A 13,275-nucleotide genomic window follows, 5' to 3' on the forward strand; every position below is an offset into this window, starting at 1 on the left:
GAAACATCCCCGCACGCCGTGCGGGACTCGGGACTTCGTCCCGAGAATCCGGGCCACTCCGTGGCCCGGGAGGCCAACTCCGTTGGCCTCGGGCTCGGATCGCTCCGCGATCCGGCCTGGCGGAACACGCTCCGCGTGTTCCTTGGGCTGGCTAGGAGGAAGGGGGGTTGGCTCTGCCTTGGGTGACGGGGATTCAGTGGGCCACTGTCGGACTGTGATTGAGTCAAGCACAGACAGAAAGTGCCGGGTAATCTTCACCACGAGGACCCCAGGGTAGCGGAATCAAACGGACCGGAACACCTCAAACAAGCAGCATGCGTCATCCTGATAGTCCCGCTAATTTATGGAGAGACAAGCCACCCCCGCTACGGAACCCGGATCCCCAGACGGGATACCTAGCACGGCCCAAAAAACCGTTCACGAAGGGGACAGGAAGTCAATTATCCGGCCCTGGTTTCCGGAATAACCGGATTCCAGGGGACCCGATGAAGCGTCAGGCGCGAGCGAGGAAGGGAAACTTCATGCCGGGGAAAGGATTGTTTCCGCATCAGGTGGAGGCGGTCGATGCCGTTCTTTGCGCTCTACAGACACCCACTGGTGGACACATGCCGGCCGAGGGGTTGCGGACCCAACTCATCGCCGCGACCGGCTCGGGCAAAACGCTGATCGCCACCGAGACCGCCCAAAAACTGTCTGCGGGGCGGGTATTGGTCCTGGTGCCGACTCTGGATCTGCTGACACAGACCGCGGCCGCATGGCGGGAAGGCGGCCGCACCGGGACGATGATCGGGGTCTGCCGGCTTCGGGCCGAGGAATCCGACGGCATGCCCTGCACGACGGACCCGGCGGAGCTCGTGGCGTGGGCGCGGGGACTGGAGCGGGTGACGGTGTTTGCCACCTACGCCGCTGTGGGCCTCGGCATTCTCCAGCGCGCACACGCTCAGGGCCTGGGCGTGTGGGACCTGATGGTCGTGGACGAGGCGCACCGGACCAGCGGGGACGCGGGGAAGCCGTGGGCGGCCGTGCACGACCAGGCCAAGATCCCGGCGGCCCGGCGGCTCTACATGACCGCCACAGCGCGCGTCTGGGAAGCGGCCGGGGGTGGTCGTGACGGGGAGCCGCGACTAATCGCAAGCATGGACCCCGGCTCCCCCGTCTTCGGGCCTGTGGCGTTCAAGCTGACCTTGTCCGAGGCTGTCAGCCGCGGACTGGTCGCCCCGTACCAGGTGGTGTGCGTGGACATCACCGATCCCGAGCTCCACGACGCGCACCAGGTGGCCGGCCCCGGCTCGGACGTCGTGCGAGGGGCCCGGCTGGCGGCGTTGCAGGCCGGTGTGCTGACAGCGGCGGCGCAGGAGGGGTTGCGGAAGGTGCTGACGTTCCACAGCAAGGTCAGCGAGGCCGAGGCCATGGCCAACGGAGTCGTCGGCGGCGCGAGGCGGCTGTGGGAGGATGATCCGCAGCGGTTCCCGGTGCCGGAGCGGGTGTGGGCGGACTGGCTGTACGGTGAGCACTCCCCCGGCCACCGGCGAGCCGTGCTGGCCGAGTTCGCCTCCGACGTCCTCGAGAGCGAGGACGAGCTGCGGCCGGCCGCGCTGCGCGTGCTCAGCTCCGTGAAAGTTCTGGGCGAAGGGGTCGATACAGCGAATTGTGATTCCGTCGCCTTTTGTGATGCGCGGGGGTCGATGATCGATATCGTGCAAATGGTCGGCCGCGCACTGCGTATCAAGCCCGGTGAGGGGAAAGTCGCGTCACTGATCGTTCCGGTATTCCTCGCGCCAGGTGAAACCCCGGACGAAATGCTGACCTCTCCCGCCTACGGAACCCTGGCGAAGATCCTCGCAGCGCTCCGCGCACACGACACCGACACCATCGAAGCCCTCGCCGACCCACGGCGGCGCAGCGGCAGTTACCAGCCCGAGGGGGAGGCCGGGGTCGGCGAAGGAGGCGAGGAGCAGCTGGAGGGTGAGCGAGGGCCGAGTGCGCCCGCTCGGGAGCTGCTGAAGTTCAGCACGCCCAGAGACCCGGTGCAGCTGGCCCGGTTTGTGAAGCTGCGGGTGATCGAGCCGGAGAACGCCTTCTGGAGGCGCGGGGTCGAAGCGTGCGTGCGGTATGTGAAGGAGACCGGCGTCGTGCAGTTGCGGGTGCCGTACGACTTCGTCACCCCGGACGACTGGTCGCCTGCCGGGTTTCCGCTGGGAACGTGGCTGGCCGATCAGCGACGCTTCAACAAGGCCGGACGTCTGGCTCCGGCTCGCGTCACGGAGCTCGACGGGTTCGGGATGGTGTGGTCGCACCAGGACGTCGCGTTCGGGGAAGGGCTCACCGCTGCACGGGCCTGGGCTGAGGAGCATGGGCACTTCCTGCCGCCCGCCACCGCTGTCTGGAACGGCTACCCCATCGGGACCTGGGCCAAGAACATGCGCACCGCGGCCCGGCTCGCAGACATCATCGCCGCACGCCGCCAGGCCGGCCTGCTTGTTGGGTCCGGTACCAAAGCCCTGACCCAGGCGCGGCGGGAGGCGCTGGAGGAGATCGACCCTGGGTGGTGCCCGGTATGGGATACCGGATGGCAGCGCTGCTTCCGCCTCGCCCAGGCCCACGTCCAGGGCGGCGGGACGGTGCCGGCGGTTGCGGGTGAGGTGATCGTGCAGGGTGAGGACCTCGGACGCTGGGCCCAGGCATGCCGCCTCGGCTGGGACAGCCTCATGCCGGTCCAGCAGTGGATGCTCGAGAACGTTCTGGGCCTCACGCCGGCCGGGGAAGACGAGCGGCCCGTGAAACGCACGCAGGAAGACAAGTGGGCGCTCAATCTCCGCGCGGCACGGCAGTTCCACGCCCGTGAAGGCCACCTCAACGTCCCCAGAAAACACGTCGAACAGCTTGAGGACACAGCTAGCCAGGTAGTGGAAGTGAAGCTCGGCACCTGGACCGATAACGTACGAAAGCGAGCCGCGAAGCTGAGCGGACAACGCCGCAGCGACCTCGACGCTTTGGGGATGCGCTGGTAGGGCCGGGTCGGCGGACATGGTCTCGGCAGAAAGACAGCAGGGGCTGGGTCCGTATGGTTCCAGCCCTTCGGCCAGTTGCCAGGGACCGATAGGTGTCCGCAGCCCTGTGAGCGGCGCGGGCCCGGCTCGATATCTGGTCGACCGCGCCGATGCCCCTGCTCTCCCTCTTTTCCCGCCACCAGCGAAACACATACCAAGATCACCAAATTGCCTTTGAAACACAGACGCCGGGGCGCAGCGGTGCCTTCGAATCAGCCAGGCCTGTCTTCACTCCGGTCTCTTGGTGCAGACTGCCCAGGCTCCAGGACCAGGCCGGCGGCGTGGCCCCGACGGGGGCGGCCAGGAATGCGGGAGGGACCGGATCCTGTCGGGTCCGGTCCCTCTCAGTAGTAGCGGGGACAGGATTTGAACCTGTGGCCTCTGGGTTATGAGCCCAGCGAGCTACCGAGCTGCTCCACCCCGCGTCGGTGATCCCCACAGTACGCCACTACAGACGATGCCGGAGACCATTTCCCGGCCGAGCCCGGTGGCTGGGTGTGTCCGGCAGCAGGAAACCGTGGACAGGGGGCATGCCGTAGGCGTTCGAACCGTCGAGGACGGCGTCGTGAAGGCCGTCCGTCTCCTCTTGCGGTCCTGGCAGTGGCCGTCCAAGCAGCCGGTCGCGCCACCCGCGCCATGGTGTTCATGTTGTGCGGCAGCCGCGACGAGGCCAAGGTACGGGGCAGGTGCGTACTCAGCCCCGAGTCCGGTGCGCACCTGCTCGGACTGCGCGCCAGCCGGGGCGGCCAGTGCGCGACCCGCGTAAGGGTGGCCCTCGCCGTCGTAGGCCTCGTATGTGTCGTCCTGGAGTATCTGGTTGCCCGGTTGTCCGCGGGTCCTGCCGGGCGCGAGCGGCATGATGCTCCGGAACTGCCTCGTCGAGCAGGTGAGGCAGGTGATGCTCGCAGCCGCGGTGGTGGTGGGCGCGGCTGCGTACGGCGCTGGTACGTCTGGGGCCCCTGGGAGGGGCAGGTGGGCCGCCCTGGCAGGTGGGGTGTGGGGAGGCTGTGCCGTCTTGGCCGCCCGGTGGTTCAGGGTGCGGGTGTGGTGGTTATCTGTTCGTCGGTCAGGCGGGCCCGCCAGTTGCTGACGTGGGCGTCGGGCATGGATGCCAGGCGGGCGATTTCCCCGTCGCTGCGGCCGTCGGACCAGGCGAGGATCCGTGTCACGGTGCGGTTGCGTGCGGCGCGGGAGTCTTTGAGTATGTTCTCGAGGCGTTCGACTTCCTCGGCTTCGCAGACGAGTTGCTGGTCGACGGCCAAGCGTTCCTCGGCGCGCAGCCGGTGCATGTAGGCGTTCAGGCCCGTCAGGGCTAGGCCCTCCTCGTGTGCGGCGTTCTGGAATCTTTCGGCCAGAGCTGCCAGTACGCAGTCGGGGACGTCGGCGAGGGTGGCTCCGGGGGGCTTGGCCGCCTCCCAGGCGTGCCGGCCGGCCTCCGTTGTCTCCAGCCAGGTACGGGCGTTTGTCGGGGTGCGGTCGCCGCATGCCTGGGCTCGGTAGGTGTACAGGGCGGCGCGGTGGCCGTAGAAGGTGAAGCCGTCCTCGATCTGCTGGTCGGTGGCGCGGCACATCCGCCCCGGTACTCCTCCGTAGCCGCTCTCTGGAGAGTAGTCGGCGTAGGCGTCGAGTTCCGCGTCCGTGGCCAGGCCCCAGGAGGGGTCGCACAGGTCGGGGTTCATGGAGAGGAACGTGCCGACTTCGATGCGCCACTTCGGGGTCGGTGTCGTGCGTGGTGCGGGCCACAGGAGCTCGCCGGAGGGGGCCTGGGTGTGGGTTGCGGCCTGCTCGATGTCGTCCCAGGCGGTGGCGGCCTCGGCCGACCACTCCAGTTCGTCTTGTGGCCCGATCCGGTGGACGGAGTCCACGAGGCGCTGTACGGCGGGCAGGATGCGCAGCGCGAGGGTGTGCAGTTCTTCGGCGGTGAAGAATCGCCAGGAGCAGCCGCGTCGTTCGTCGTGGGTGAGGTGGCCGAGGAGGTGCACCATGACTGCGGGGGCGGGGATGGTGCCGTCGCCGAGTGCCCTGCGGGGTGGGCCGGGGAGCTGGCTGCTGAGGTCTTCGTGCGGGGTCCGCCAGTCGGTGTCGCCGAACCAGACGGCGCCGTTGCGTGCGTCTACTGCCAGCCACTGGTGGTAGCCGGCTCCGGGGCCGTAGCGCTGTTCCTGCTGTGCGGCGTGCTCGTCGTGCCATACGTATTCGGCCGGGGGCGGGTTCAGTTCTGCGGCCATGAAGCCGTCCTCGGGGCGGTAGCCGGTGAGGATGCGGGCGGTTCTCGGTGTGCTGTTGGCTGCGGTCATGAGGGGTTTCCTCTCGGTGGAACGTCGACCGCCGCAAACGTAGTGGGCCCGGCACTCGATAGTTTAACTTTCAGCCATTGTGGCTGATAGTCGGAGGTGCCGGAAACGCTGGCGCCACGGTGCGGTCTACGCGCGTGCAGCCGCCGTCAAGTTGGCTGCTTTCACACGGTCTCCACAATCCGTTCGCATCCGGCTGCCGCCCCCGGCCGCACGGTGGACCTCAGGAGAGCGCGGACAGTGCCTGCGCGGCGAGCATCCGCTCCAGGTCCAGGACGGCGCGCGGGGCGTGCCGGGTGTCGATGCGGACGGCGTAGATGAAGCGCGTCAACTGCGGCTCGGCCAGGGGACGGGCCACGACCCGGGCGTTGCCGCGGCCCAGTGCCAGTCGCGGCATGACGGCAACGCACAGGCCCGCGGCCACGAAACCCAGGACCGTGTTGAAGTCGTCCCCCTCGTATTGCAGGCGGGCCTGGAAACCCGGCGTCTGGGCCATCTGGGACAGCAGTTCCAGGCGCAGAGCGGCCTCCGGAGCCGCAATCCACGTTTCGGCCGCGAGGCTGGCCAGGTCGATGACCTCCCTGCCGGCCAGGCGGTGGTGTTCCGGGACCACGGCCACCACCGGATCCCGTGCGACCAGCGTCCGGCGCAGCATCCGGGGCGGCGGGTCGGGGATGAAGTCGTAGTCGTAGCTGAGGGCCAGGTCCATGTCCCCCCGCTTGAGCCGGTGGTAGCCGGCCTCGGGTTCCAGTTGGCAGAGGCTGACCTGCACGTGGGGGTAGGCCGTGTGGAGTTGGGCCAGCGCTTGCGGAACGATGCTGGTGGCGGCGGAGGCGAAGGCGCCGAGCCGGATCCGGCCGGCCGTGCCCGCGCGCATGGCGTCGAGTTCCGCCAATGCCGTCGCCAGCGCGTTGCGGACGCTCTGTTCGGCGCCGAGAAGGACTTCGCCGGCCGGGGTGGCGCGCACGGGGCGGCGCTCGAGCACCCTGAGGCCCGCGCGGCGTTCGAGTTCGGCGATCTGCTGGGAGACGGCGGGCGCGCTGTAGCCGAGTTCGCGTGCGGCGGCGCTGAAAGAGCCGTGCCGCACGACGGCTTCGAGGGTGGCGAGCAGGCGGGGGTCGAGTCCGTGCACGGAGTTAAGGCTCACTTATCTGTTGCGAAGATGTGTTTTCTTGTGATTGCGGTGGAACGCCAGCAGGATTCTTGCTCGCGGCAAGAAAAACGCAAGTCCGTGCTTCTGGGGCGTGGTTGCCGTTCCTCTGCCGGTGGGGGTGCCCTCCGCCGGTTGCCCCGTCCGCCTCCTGCCGCAGCCTGCCGTGGCCGGGGACGTCCGGCGGGCGGGTGTGGATCCGGCCGTCGGCGATCACCTCTCATGCCCCGGAAGGAAGTGGTATGCCCCTACGCCGGTTGTCCTCAGGCGGCGGTTGGCCGCGCCGTTCCGCTGCCGCCGGCCTCCCTCGCGGCACACCCGTTCCCGGAGTGTGCCGGGGTGTGCGGCCGGTGAGCGCGCACGCGGGCGGCACCCTCCTGAAGCGCCTGCCCGGCGGGGTGGGCCATCACGGCCACAGCCCCCCGCGCCTTCGGCGGCCAGGCCGCCCATGGCCTGCCGGAGTGCGCCGGCACGCCGGGATCCCGCCTCGCCGGGGGTGCCGCGCCGCACCCCGGTGGACCTGGACCATCCGGGCCATCCGGGCCGTCTGCTCGGCAGGACGGAGCAGGAGACCGGCACGCCACGCACCGGCATGCCGGCCGGCCCTCACCGACATCGTGCGCCCTTAAGTGCACGGCCACCACCATGGAAGGCAGATCCGAGGCGTGAGCGAGCAGTTCCTCCAAGACGACAAGCGCCCCACGGCCCGTCACGTCGACGCCGGGGACACCGGCTACAGCAAGACCTTGAAACCCCGGCACATCAAGATGATCGCCATCGGAGGGGCGATCGGCACCGGGCTCTTCCTCGGCGCGGGCGGTCGCCTCGCCGAGGCGGGGCCCTCACTGTTCGTCGCCTACGCCGTCTGCGGCGTCTTCGCCTTCCTCGTCGTGCGTGCGCTCGGCGAGCTCGTCCTGTACCGGCCGTCCTCCGGTGCCTTCGTCTCGTACGCCCGGGAGTTCCTCGGGGAGAAGGGCGCCTACACCGCCGGCTGGATGTACTTCCTCAACTGGGCGACCACCGGCATCGCCGACATCACCGCCGTCGCCACGTACACCCACTACTGGCGCCTGTTCTCCGATGTCCCGCAGTGGGTGATCGCGCTCGTGGCCCTGGCCGTGGTCCTCACCGTCAACCTCATCTCCGTGCGGATCTTCGGCGAACTGGAGTTCTGGTTCGCGATCGTCAAGGTCGGCGCGCTGGTGGTCTTCATGGGGATCGGGATCTTCCTCCTGGCCACTGGGCACCCCGTCGACGGCGCCGTCCCCGGCCCGGCCCTGATCAGCGGCAACGGCGGGATCTTCCCCAACGGCCTGCTGCCCGTGCTGCTGATCATCCAGGGCGTCGTCTTCGCCTACGCCTCCGTCGAACTGGTCGGAGTCACAGCCGGTGAGACCGACAAGCCCGAGGAGATCATGCCGAAGGCGATCAACTCGATCATGTGGCGCGTCGGCCTCTTCTACGTCGGCTCGGTCGTCCTGCTGTCGATGCTGATGCCGTGGAGCAGCTACAGCGCCGGCCAGAGCCCGTTCGTGACCGTGCTCTCGCGCATCGGCGTCCCGGCGGCCGGCGACGTGATGAACCTGGTCGTGCTCACCGCGGCCATGTCCTCGCTCAACTCCGGCCTCTACTCCACCGGCCGTATCCTGCGCTCCATGGCCGTGGGCGGCTCCGCACCGCGCTTCACCGCCCGGCTGAGCCGCACCCACGTGCCCTACGGCGGCATCCTGCTCACCAGCGGCATGTGCGTCCTGGGCGTCGGGCTCAACTTCGTCGTTCCGGCGGATGCGTTCGAGATCGTGCTCAACCTCGCCGCCCTCGGCATCCTCGCCACCTGGGGCATGATCATGGTCTGCCACCTCCTCTTCTGGCGGAAGACCCGAGGCGGCGCACTGACCCGCCCCTCCTACCGCCTGCCCGGCTCCCCGTGGACCGAACTCGTCACGCTGGCCTTCCTCGTCTGCGTCCTGGTCCTCATGTACGCCGACGGAGGGGCCGCGCGCGCCACCGTGCTGTGCGTGCCGCTGATCGCCGCGGCGCTGGTCGCCGGCTGGTACGCGGTTCGCGGTCGCGTGGCGGGCGCCGCCGGCGAGAGCGAGGGGTGAGCCGGCCACCGGCCTACCGGCCCGCGACGTGCGCGGGTCGCGGCATCAGCGGTGGTGCGGAGGGTGCGGTGGCGGTGGCGGGATGGTGGCCGTGCCTGGTGGCGTCTGCGGCCAGACCAGCAGGACCGGGCAGGGGGCGTGGTCGACGATGAAGCGGCTGGTGGGGCCGAGGCTGCGGGGGCCGAGGTGGGTGCGGTCGCCGTCGCGGGCGAGGATGAGCAGGCCGGCACGCTCGGCGGCGGCCACGACCTCGCGTTCGACGCGACCGGAGCGTTCCCGCCGGGTGCACGGGCGCCCCAGCCGCGCGGCCGCGTCGGCCAGGAGCCGTTCGCCCGCATCGTGGGCCAGGTGCTCCACCCGTGTGCCGGGGTCGCGGTCGGGGCGTGCCCGTCCCAGCAGACCGGCGTAGGCGCCGTGCGCCACGCCGGGCGCTCCGGGGCCGCTGACGTGGAGCAGCACTGTCTCGGCGTCCGCGGGTGTGTGGGCGCGCGCTGCGTCGATGCAGGCGGGCCAGGTGCCCTCGACGATCCAGACGATGACACTCACGCGTTCAGCCTCCGATCGTGTGGAGTGACACCCACAGTGCCACCACCGCCGGCAGCAGGGCGGCAGGCGTGGCGAGCAGGCCGAGCCGGGTGAACTCGCCCAGTTCCACGTCGGTGTCGTGTTCGCGCACGATACGCCGCCACAGCAGCGTGGCCAGGGACCCGGCGTAGGTGAGGTTCGGGCCGATGTTCACCCCGAGGAGCACGGCCAGGACGGCGCCCGGTCCGGTGGGGGCGGCCAGCGGCAGCAGCACCAGGACGGCGGGCAGGTTGTTGATGACGTTCGCCAGGACGGCCGCCAGCGCCGCGATGACCAGGAGGGACACCAGGCCGGTGCCCCCCGGGACCACGCGGCCCAGGGCGCCTGCCAGGCCGTTGTCGACCACCGCCCGGACCACGATGCCCAGTGCCAGCACGAAGACGCAGAACGGCAGGGCTGCAGCCCGCACGAGCGCGCGGGGGCCGGTGCGCCGCCGGGCCAGGGCGCGGGCCGCCAGGACGGCCGCGCCCGCGGCCGCCGCCCAGGCCGGGTCGATACCGAGCGTCGAGGCCAGCACGAAACCCGCCAGCGTGCCCGCCACCGTGAACAGGGCGAAAAGCGGAAACTCAGGGGGCTCGACGGCGGGCGGGGCGTCGGCGCCCGCGTCCAGGTCGGTGGCGAAGAAGCGGCGGATCACCACGTACTCCGCCCCGATGGCGACCAGCCACGGCAGCGCCATCAGCGCGGCGAACCGGGTGAAGGACAGGCCGCTGGCGGCGAACGCCAGCAGGTTGGTCAGGTTGGACACCGGCAGCAGCAGCGAGGCGGTGTTCGACAGGTGGGTGCAGGCGTAGACGTGCGGCTTGGCACGGGCGCCCAGCCGGGCGGCGGTGGCGAAGACCACCGGGGTCAGCAGGACCACCGTGGCGTCCAGGCTGAGGACCGCAGTGATGAGGGAGGCCATCACAAAGACGATGCCCAGCAGGCGGCGGGGGCGGCCGGCCGCACGGCGCGCCGTCCAGGCGCCGCAGGCGTGGAAGAGGCCCTCGTCGTCGCACAGCTGGGCCAGGACCAGGACGGCCGCGAGAAAGCCGATCACCGGGCCCAGCCGGGCGGCCTCGGCCACGGCATGGTCGAGGGAGATCGCTCCGGTGGCGATGACCACTGCGGCGGCGGGGACCGCCACGACCGCCTCCGGCCAGCCCCAGGGCCTGATCACCGCGCAGGCCAGCACGGCGAGGAGCAGGACGACGGACAGTGCTTCTGCGAGAGAGGCGTTCAGGGTCGGAACCTTTCAGGTGCGGCCCCCGGGCACGAGGGGGAGGAGTTCGGTGTACAGCTTCACCCACTTCCCTGCGTGCCCGGTCGCTCCGCTCAGGGCCGACGCCGCGGGGTGTCCCCGGCCCTTTCCGCCGCAGTGGGCGGCGAAGAAGCCTCTGACCGGCGGGAAACCGAAAGGCGCCTTCGATCACAGCTCGGCATGGTGCCCGGCAACATCAGGAAACGGGCCGACAAGCTCACCAAGCAGCAACAGGCCGACAAGCTCACCGAGCAGCGCCGGGCGGACCTGGACACGCTCGGCATGCGCTGGTCGGCCACCACAGCGGCCAGAAGCAAGAAGTGACACCGCTGGTGATCGCGATACGCAGAATCACCGAAGAGCCCGTCCGGCGTACACGGATCCGGTGTGCTGGGGGGGCAGCACACCGGTACTTCTTCCGGGGAGCGATGATGACCGGCATCCGAATGAGCCCTGACGTACGGGCCGCGCTGAGGCCGGACGAGGTCGCCAAAGCCGGTGCCGTCACCCTCAACAACACGATCTGCCCTGGCTGTGAGAAGAAGGCCCACCCCACCGGGCCGGCCAACATCGTCGTACGGATCGCGGGGCTCGGGCGGTCCACGGGGCCGGGTCGCACATGTACGGTACGCGCACGCCCGCTGCCATGCCTCGGCCGTCGTGGAGATCCCCGGGGATGGCGATGCGGATGACCGCCGCCACCGCCGCCGAACACGGCCGCTCCGTGCTGCCCACCCTCACAGTCAGGCAGGGACCATCCCCCGCACGCGCGGGAAACAGCAGGACGTCGCCGACGGTGAGGTCGAGATCGTAGATCCATCCCCGCGCGCGGGGAGCAGAGGTCCCTCAGCGTCTTGCGCACTCCGGGATTGGGATCATCCCCGTGTGCGCGGGGAGCACTGCATGGCTCACCGTCGGGCAGCGTTCTCCTCGGGACCATCCCCGCAGGCACGGGAAGCGCTGGTCCTGCCCGTGGGTTTGCTTGATCAATGTCGATGAGAAGTGGGTTCTGGCACAGGTCTTAGGGAGCTGGCGCGGAGAGTCATCGTGGTGTTCGTAATCCTGGCGGACTGAACGCGGCAGCGAAACTGGACTGGTCCCGCTGCGTGATCGACTCCAGCCAGGTCAGAGCCCTAAAAGAGGGGATCGCGACGGGCCCGTCGCCGGTCGGCCGCGGCCGGGCCGGCTCCAAGCACCACCTGATCACCGACGGCCACGGCACCCCGCTCGCCGTCATCCTCACCGGCGCCAACCGCAACGATGTCACCCAGCTGCTGCCCCTGCTCAAGGCGATCCCGCCCGTACGCGGACGCGTCGGCCGTCCCCGCCGGAAGCCGGACCCGCTCTTCGCCGACCGGGGATACGACCACGACATCTACCGCAACCAGGTACCCAAACGAGGGATCGTGCCCGCCATCGCCCGACGCGACACACGCCACGGCACACCACTGGGCACCTACCAGTGGGTCGTCGAGCGCAGTTTCGCCTGGCTGCACGACTTCAAACGCCTCCGCATCCGCTGGGAACGACGAGCCGGCATCCACGAAGCCTTCCTCCGCCTCGCCTGCTGCCTCAACCCCCTCAGACAGATCAACTCATTCCGTTAGGCGTTGTTAGCCACAGGCCTTGGCGGGCGGCGTGACCGGTTCGGGCCCCGCTCCGACGAACGTGTCGGCCCAGTCCCGTACCGCCCGCTGGTACGGGACGGTATTGGTAGCCAGATTCAGGTCGTGGCCCGCCCCAGGCTGGACGTACGTGTGCAGGCAGGCCGCAGATCCGAAGTACGGGCCCTCCTGGGCCTTGAGTGCCACCGCGCTGGCACAGTTGCCGCCCAGGGAGTCGCAGAAGAATCGGTCCTGGTCGCCGACGGCGAGCAGGACCGGGTGCTGGATCTGACGGGAGTACGGCAGGAGTCCGGCCACGCCGAGACCGTCGGCCGCCTCGACCGGGCTGAACACGTCCTTGGTGGCCTCATCCGTGGCGAGCACCGCCGGGTCGGTGGTCGCGGGGGCGTAGAAGTCGGTGCCCCGGGTGCCGGGCCTTGTGGTCAGGTACCCCGGGTCATAGGTTTTTCCGGCGAATGCCGGGTCCAGGGCCGCAGGGTAGAAGGACGAGGTGAAGATGTCCACGACCTTCTGGGCGACGATCCGGTGGGTGATGCCTGTGAGCACCACCGCGTCCGCGTCGTTGTAGGTGCCTGCTTCGATGACGCTGATCAGCGAGCCGAGCGAATGGCCGCCGAGGGTGACCTTGCGGAAGGCTGTGCCGCCGATCCGGCCACCGCGCAGGGCCTGGATCACCTGGTGCACGGCCCCGGCCTGGACGGACGCGGTGACCAGGGCGCTGGGCGGGCGTGAGCTCGCGCCGGTTCCGAGCCGGTCCACGACGAAGGTGGCGTAGCCGGCACCATTCATGGCCTGGCGGAAGTTGTATCTCTCGGGTTGGTACGGGAAGTCCCAGTAGGTGTGGTTGTACGTCGCGCCGGGCACCAGCACCATCACCGTGTCGGACGTACCACCCTCGGGCACGCACAGGGTGCCGTGCATCGTCGCCGACACGACACCGGTGACGGGGATGTCAGCGCCCTGGCACGAGGCCGACGCTGCCCGCGCTGCCCCGCCGCTGGGCACACACACCGCCAGCAGCGCGGCCAGCCCGAGAACACACCACACTCGCACATAGTTTCTCAATCTGGTCACATGCGCCTCCGCATTCCGTAGTACGGCGGTCAAGGTCTGCCGACCTGAGCCGAAGACAGAAACATGCAGGCCACAGCCCTGCCCCCTACCATCCCGAGGGCCCCAGCAGCCATCGGGAGGAGCGCTCCCGCGCGTGCGGGCCCGCCGGGCGA

The 13,275-nt window shown here is 69.7% G+C and carries 8 protein-coding genes, 1 tRNA gene and 1 pseudogene; 4 read left to right on the forward strand and 6 right to left on the reverse strand.

Going from position 1 to position 13,275, the window contains the following annotated elements; genetic code table 11:
* Positions 1-485: 485 nt before the first annotated feature.
* Positions 486-3,011: a Helicase associated domain protein gene (locus ACOTKD_RS00005; protein WP_424886699.1), complete on the forward strand. Its 2,526-nt coding sequence runs from the start codon at positions 486-488 to the stop codon at positions 3,009-3,011.
* Between the two features lie 390 nt (positions 3,012-3,401).
* On the opposite strand, the gene ACOTKD_RS00010 is transcribed toward ACOTKD_RS00005, so the two are convergent.
* The 3 genes from ACOTKD_RS00010 to ACOTKD_RS00020 form a co-directional block, all read right to left on the reverse strand.
* A tRNA-Met gene (locus ACOTKD_RS00010) sits at positions 3,402-3,475 on the reverse strand.
* Positions 3,476-4,081: 606 nt separating this feature from the next.
* On the reverse strand, positions 4,082-5,347 hold the full coding sequence (locus ACOTKD_RS00015) for a hypothetical protein (RefSeq protein ID WP_424886700.1): 1,266 nt from the start codon (positions 5,345-5,347) through the stop codon (positions 4,082-4,084).
* 220 nt (positions 5,348-5,567) lie between these two features.
* Positions 5,568-6,476, reverse strand: coding sequence for a LysR family transcriptional regulator (locus tag ACOTKD_RS00020; RefSeq protein WP_424886702.1), 909 nt, complete (start codon positions 6,474-6,476; stop codon positions 5,568-5,570).
* 683 nt (positions 6,477-7,159) lie between these two features.
* Between ACOTKD_RS00020 and ACOTKD_RS00025 the strand changes: the two genes are divergently transcribed.
* A complete protein-coding gene (locus tag ACOTKD_RS00025; protein WP_424886703.1) occupies positions 7,160-8,599 on the forward strand; it encodes an amino acid permease in 1,440 nt (479 codons plus the stop codon).
* 45 nt (positions 8,600-8,644) lie between these two features.
* Here ACOTKD_RS00025 and ACOTKD_RS00030 read toward each other — a convergent pair whose 3' ends face one another.
* Together ACOTKD_RS00030 and ACOTKD_RS00035 are read right to left on the reverse strand one after the other, a co-directional pair.
* A complete protein-coding gene (locus tag ACOTKD_RS00030; protein ID WP_424886704.1) occupies positions 8,645-9,145 on the reverse strand; it encodes a universal stress protein in 501 nt (166 codons plus the stop codon).
* Between the two features lie 4 nt (positions 9,146-9,149).
* Positions 9,150-10,406 carry an SLC13 family permease gene (locus tag ACOTKD_RS00035; RefSeq protein ID WP_424887338.1) on the reverse strand — a complete coding sequence of 419 codons (1,257 nt, stop codon included), beginning with the start codon at positions 10,404-10,406 and terminating at the stop codon, positions 9,150-9,152.
* A gap of 198 nt (positions 10,407-10,604) precedes the next feature.
* Between ACOTKD_RS00035 and ACOTKD_RS00040 the strand changes: the two genes are divergently transcribed.
* Both ACOTKD_RS00040 and ACOTKD_RS00045 read left to right on the forward strand, forming a co-directional pair.
* Positions 10,605-10,748 (forward strand): hypothetical protein, encoded by a 144-nt coding sequence (locus tag ACOTKD_RS00040; protein WP_424886705.1) that lies wholly within the window; start codon positions 10,605-10,607, stop codon positions 10,746-10,748.
* 746 nt (positions 10,749-11,494) lie between these two features.
* A pseudogene (locus tag ACOTKD_RS00045) lies at positions 11,495-12,031 on the forward strand (IS5 family transposase); the annotation flags it as partial.
* Positions 12,032-12,037: 6 nt separating this feature from the next.
* Here the strand turns inward: ACOTKD_RS00045 and ACOTKD_RS00050 are convergent.
* Positions 12,038-13,096 (reverse strand): alpha/beta hydrolase, encoded by a 1,059-nt coding sequence (locus tag ACOTKD_RS00050; protein ID WP_424886706.1) that lies wholly within the window; start codon positions 13,094-13,096, stop codon positions 12,038-12,040.
* Positions 13,097-13,275 lie beyond the last annotated feature (179 nt).

Source organism: Streptomyces sp. XH2 (assembly GCF_049725035.1).
GTDB lineage: Bacteria > Actinomycetota > Actinomycetes > Streptomycetales > Streptomycetaceae > Streptomyces > Streptomyces roseoverticillatus.

What these genes read in the sequence shown, in the direction of transcription:
- ACOTKD_RS00005 (WP_424886699.1), top strand. Translation starts at nt 486, where the DNA reads ATGAAGCGTCAGGCGCGAGCGAGGAAGGGAAACTTCATGCCGGGGAAA.
- ACOTKD_RS00015 (WP_424886700.1), bottom strand. Translation starts at nt 5,347, where the DNA reads ATGACCGCAGCCAACAGCACACCGAGAACCGCCCGCATCCTCACCGGC.
- ACOTKD_RS00040 (WP_424886705.1), top strand. Translation starts at nt 10,605, where the DNA reads ATGGTGCCCGGCAACATCAGGAAACGGGCCGACAAGCTCACCAAGCAG.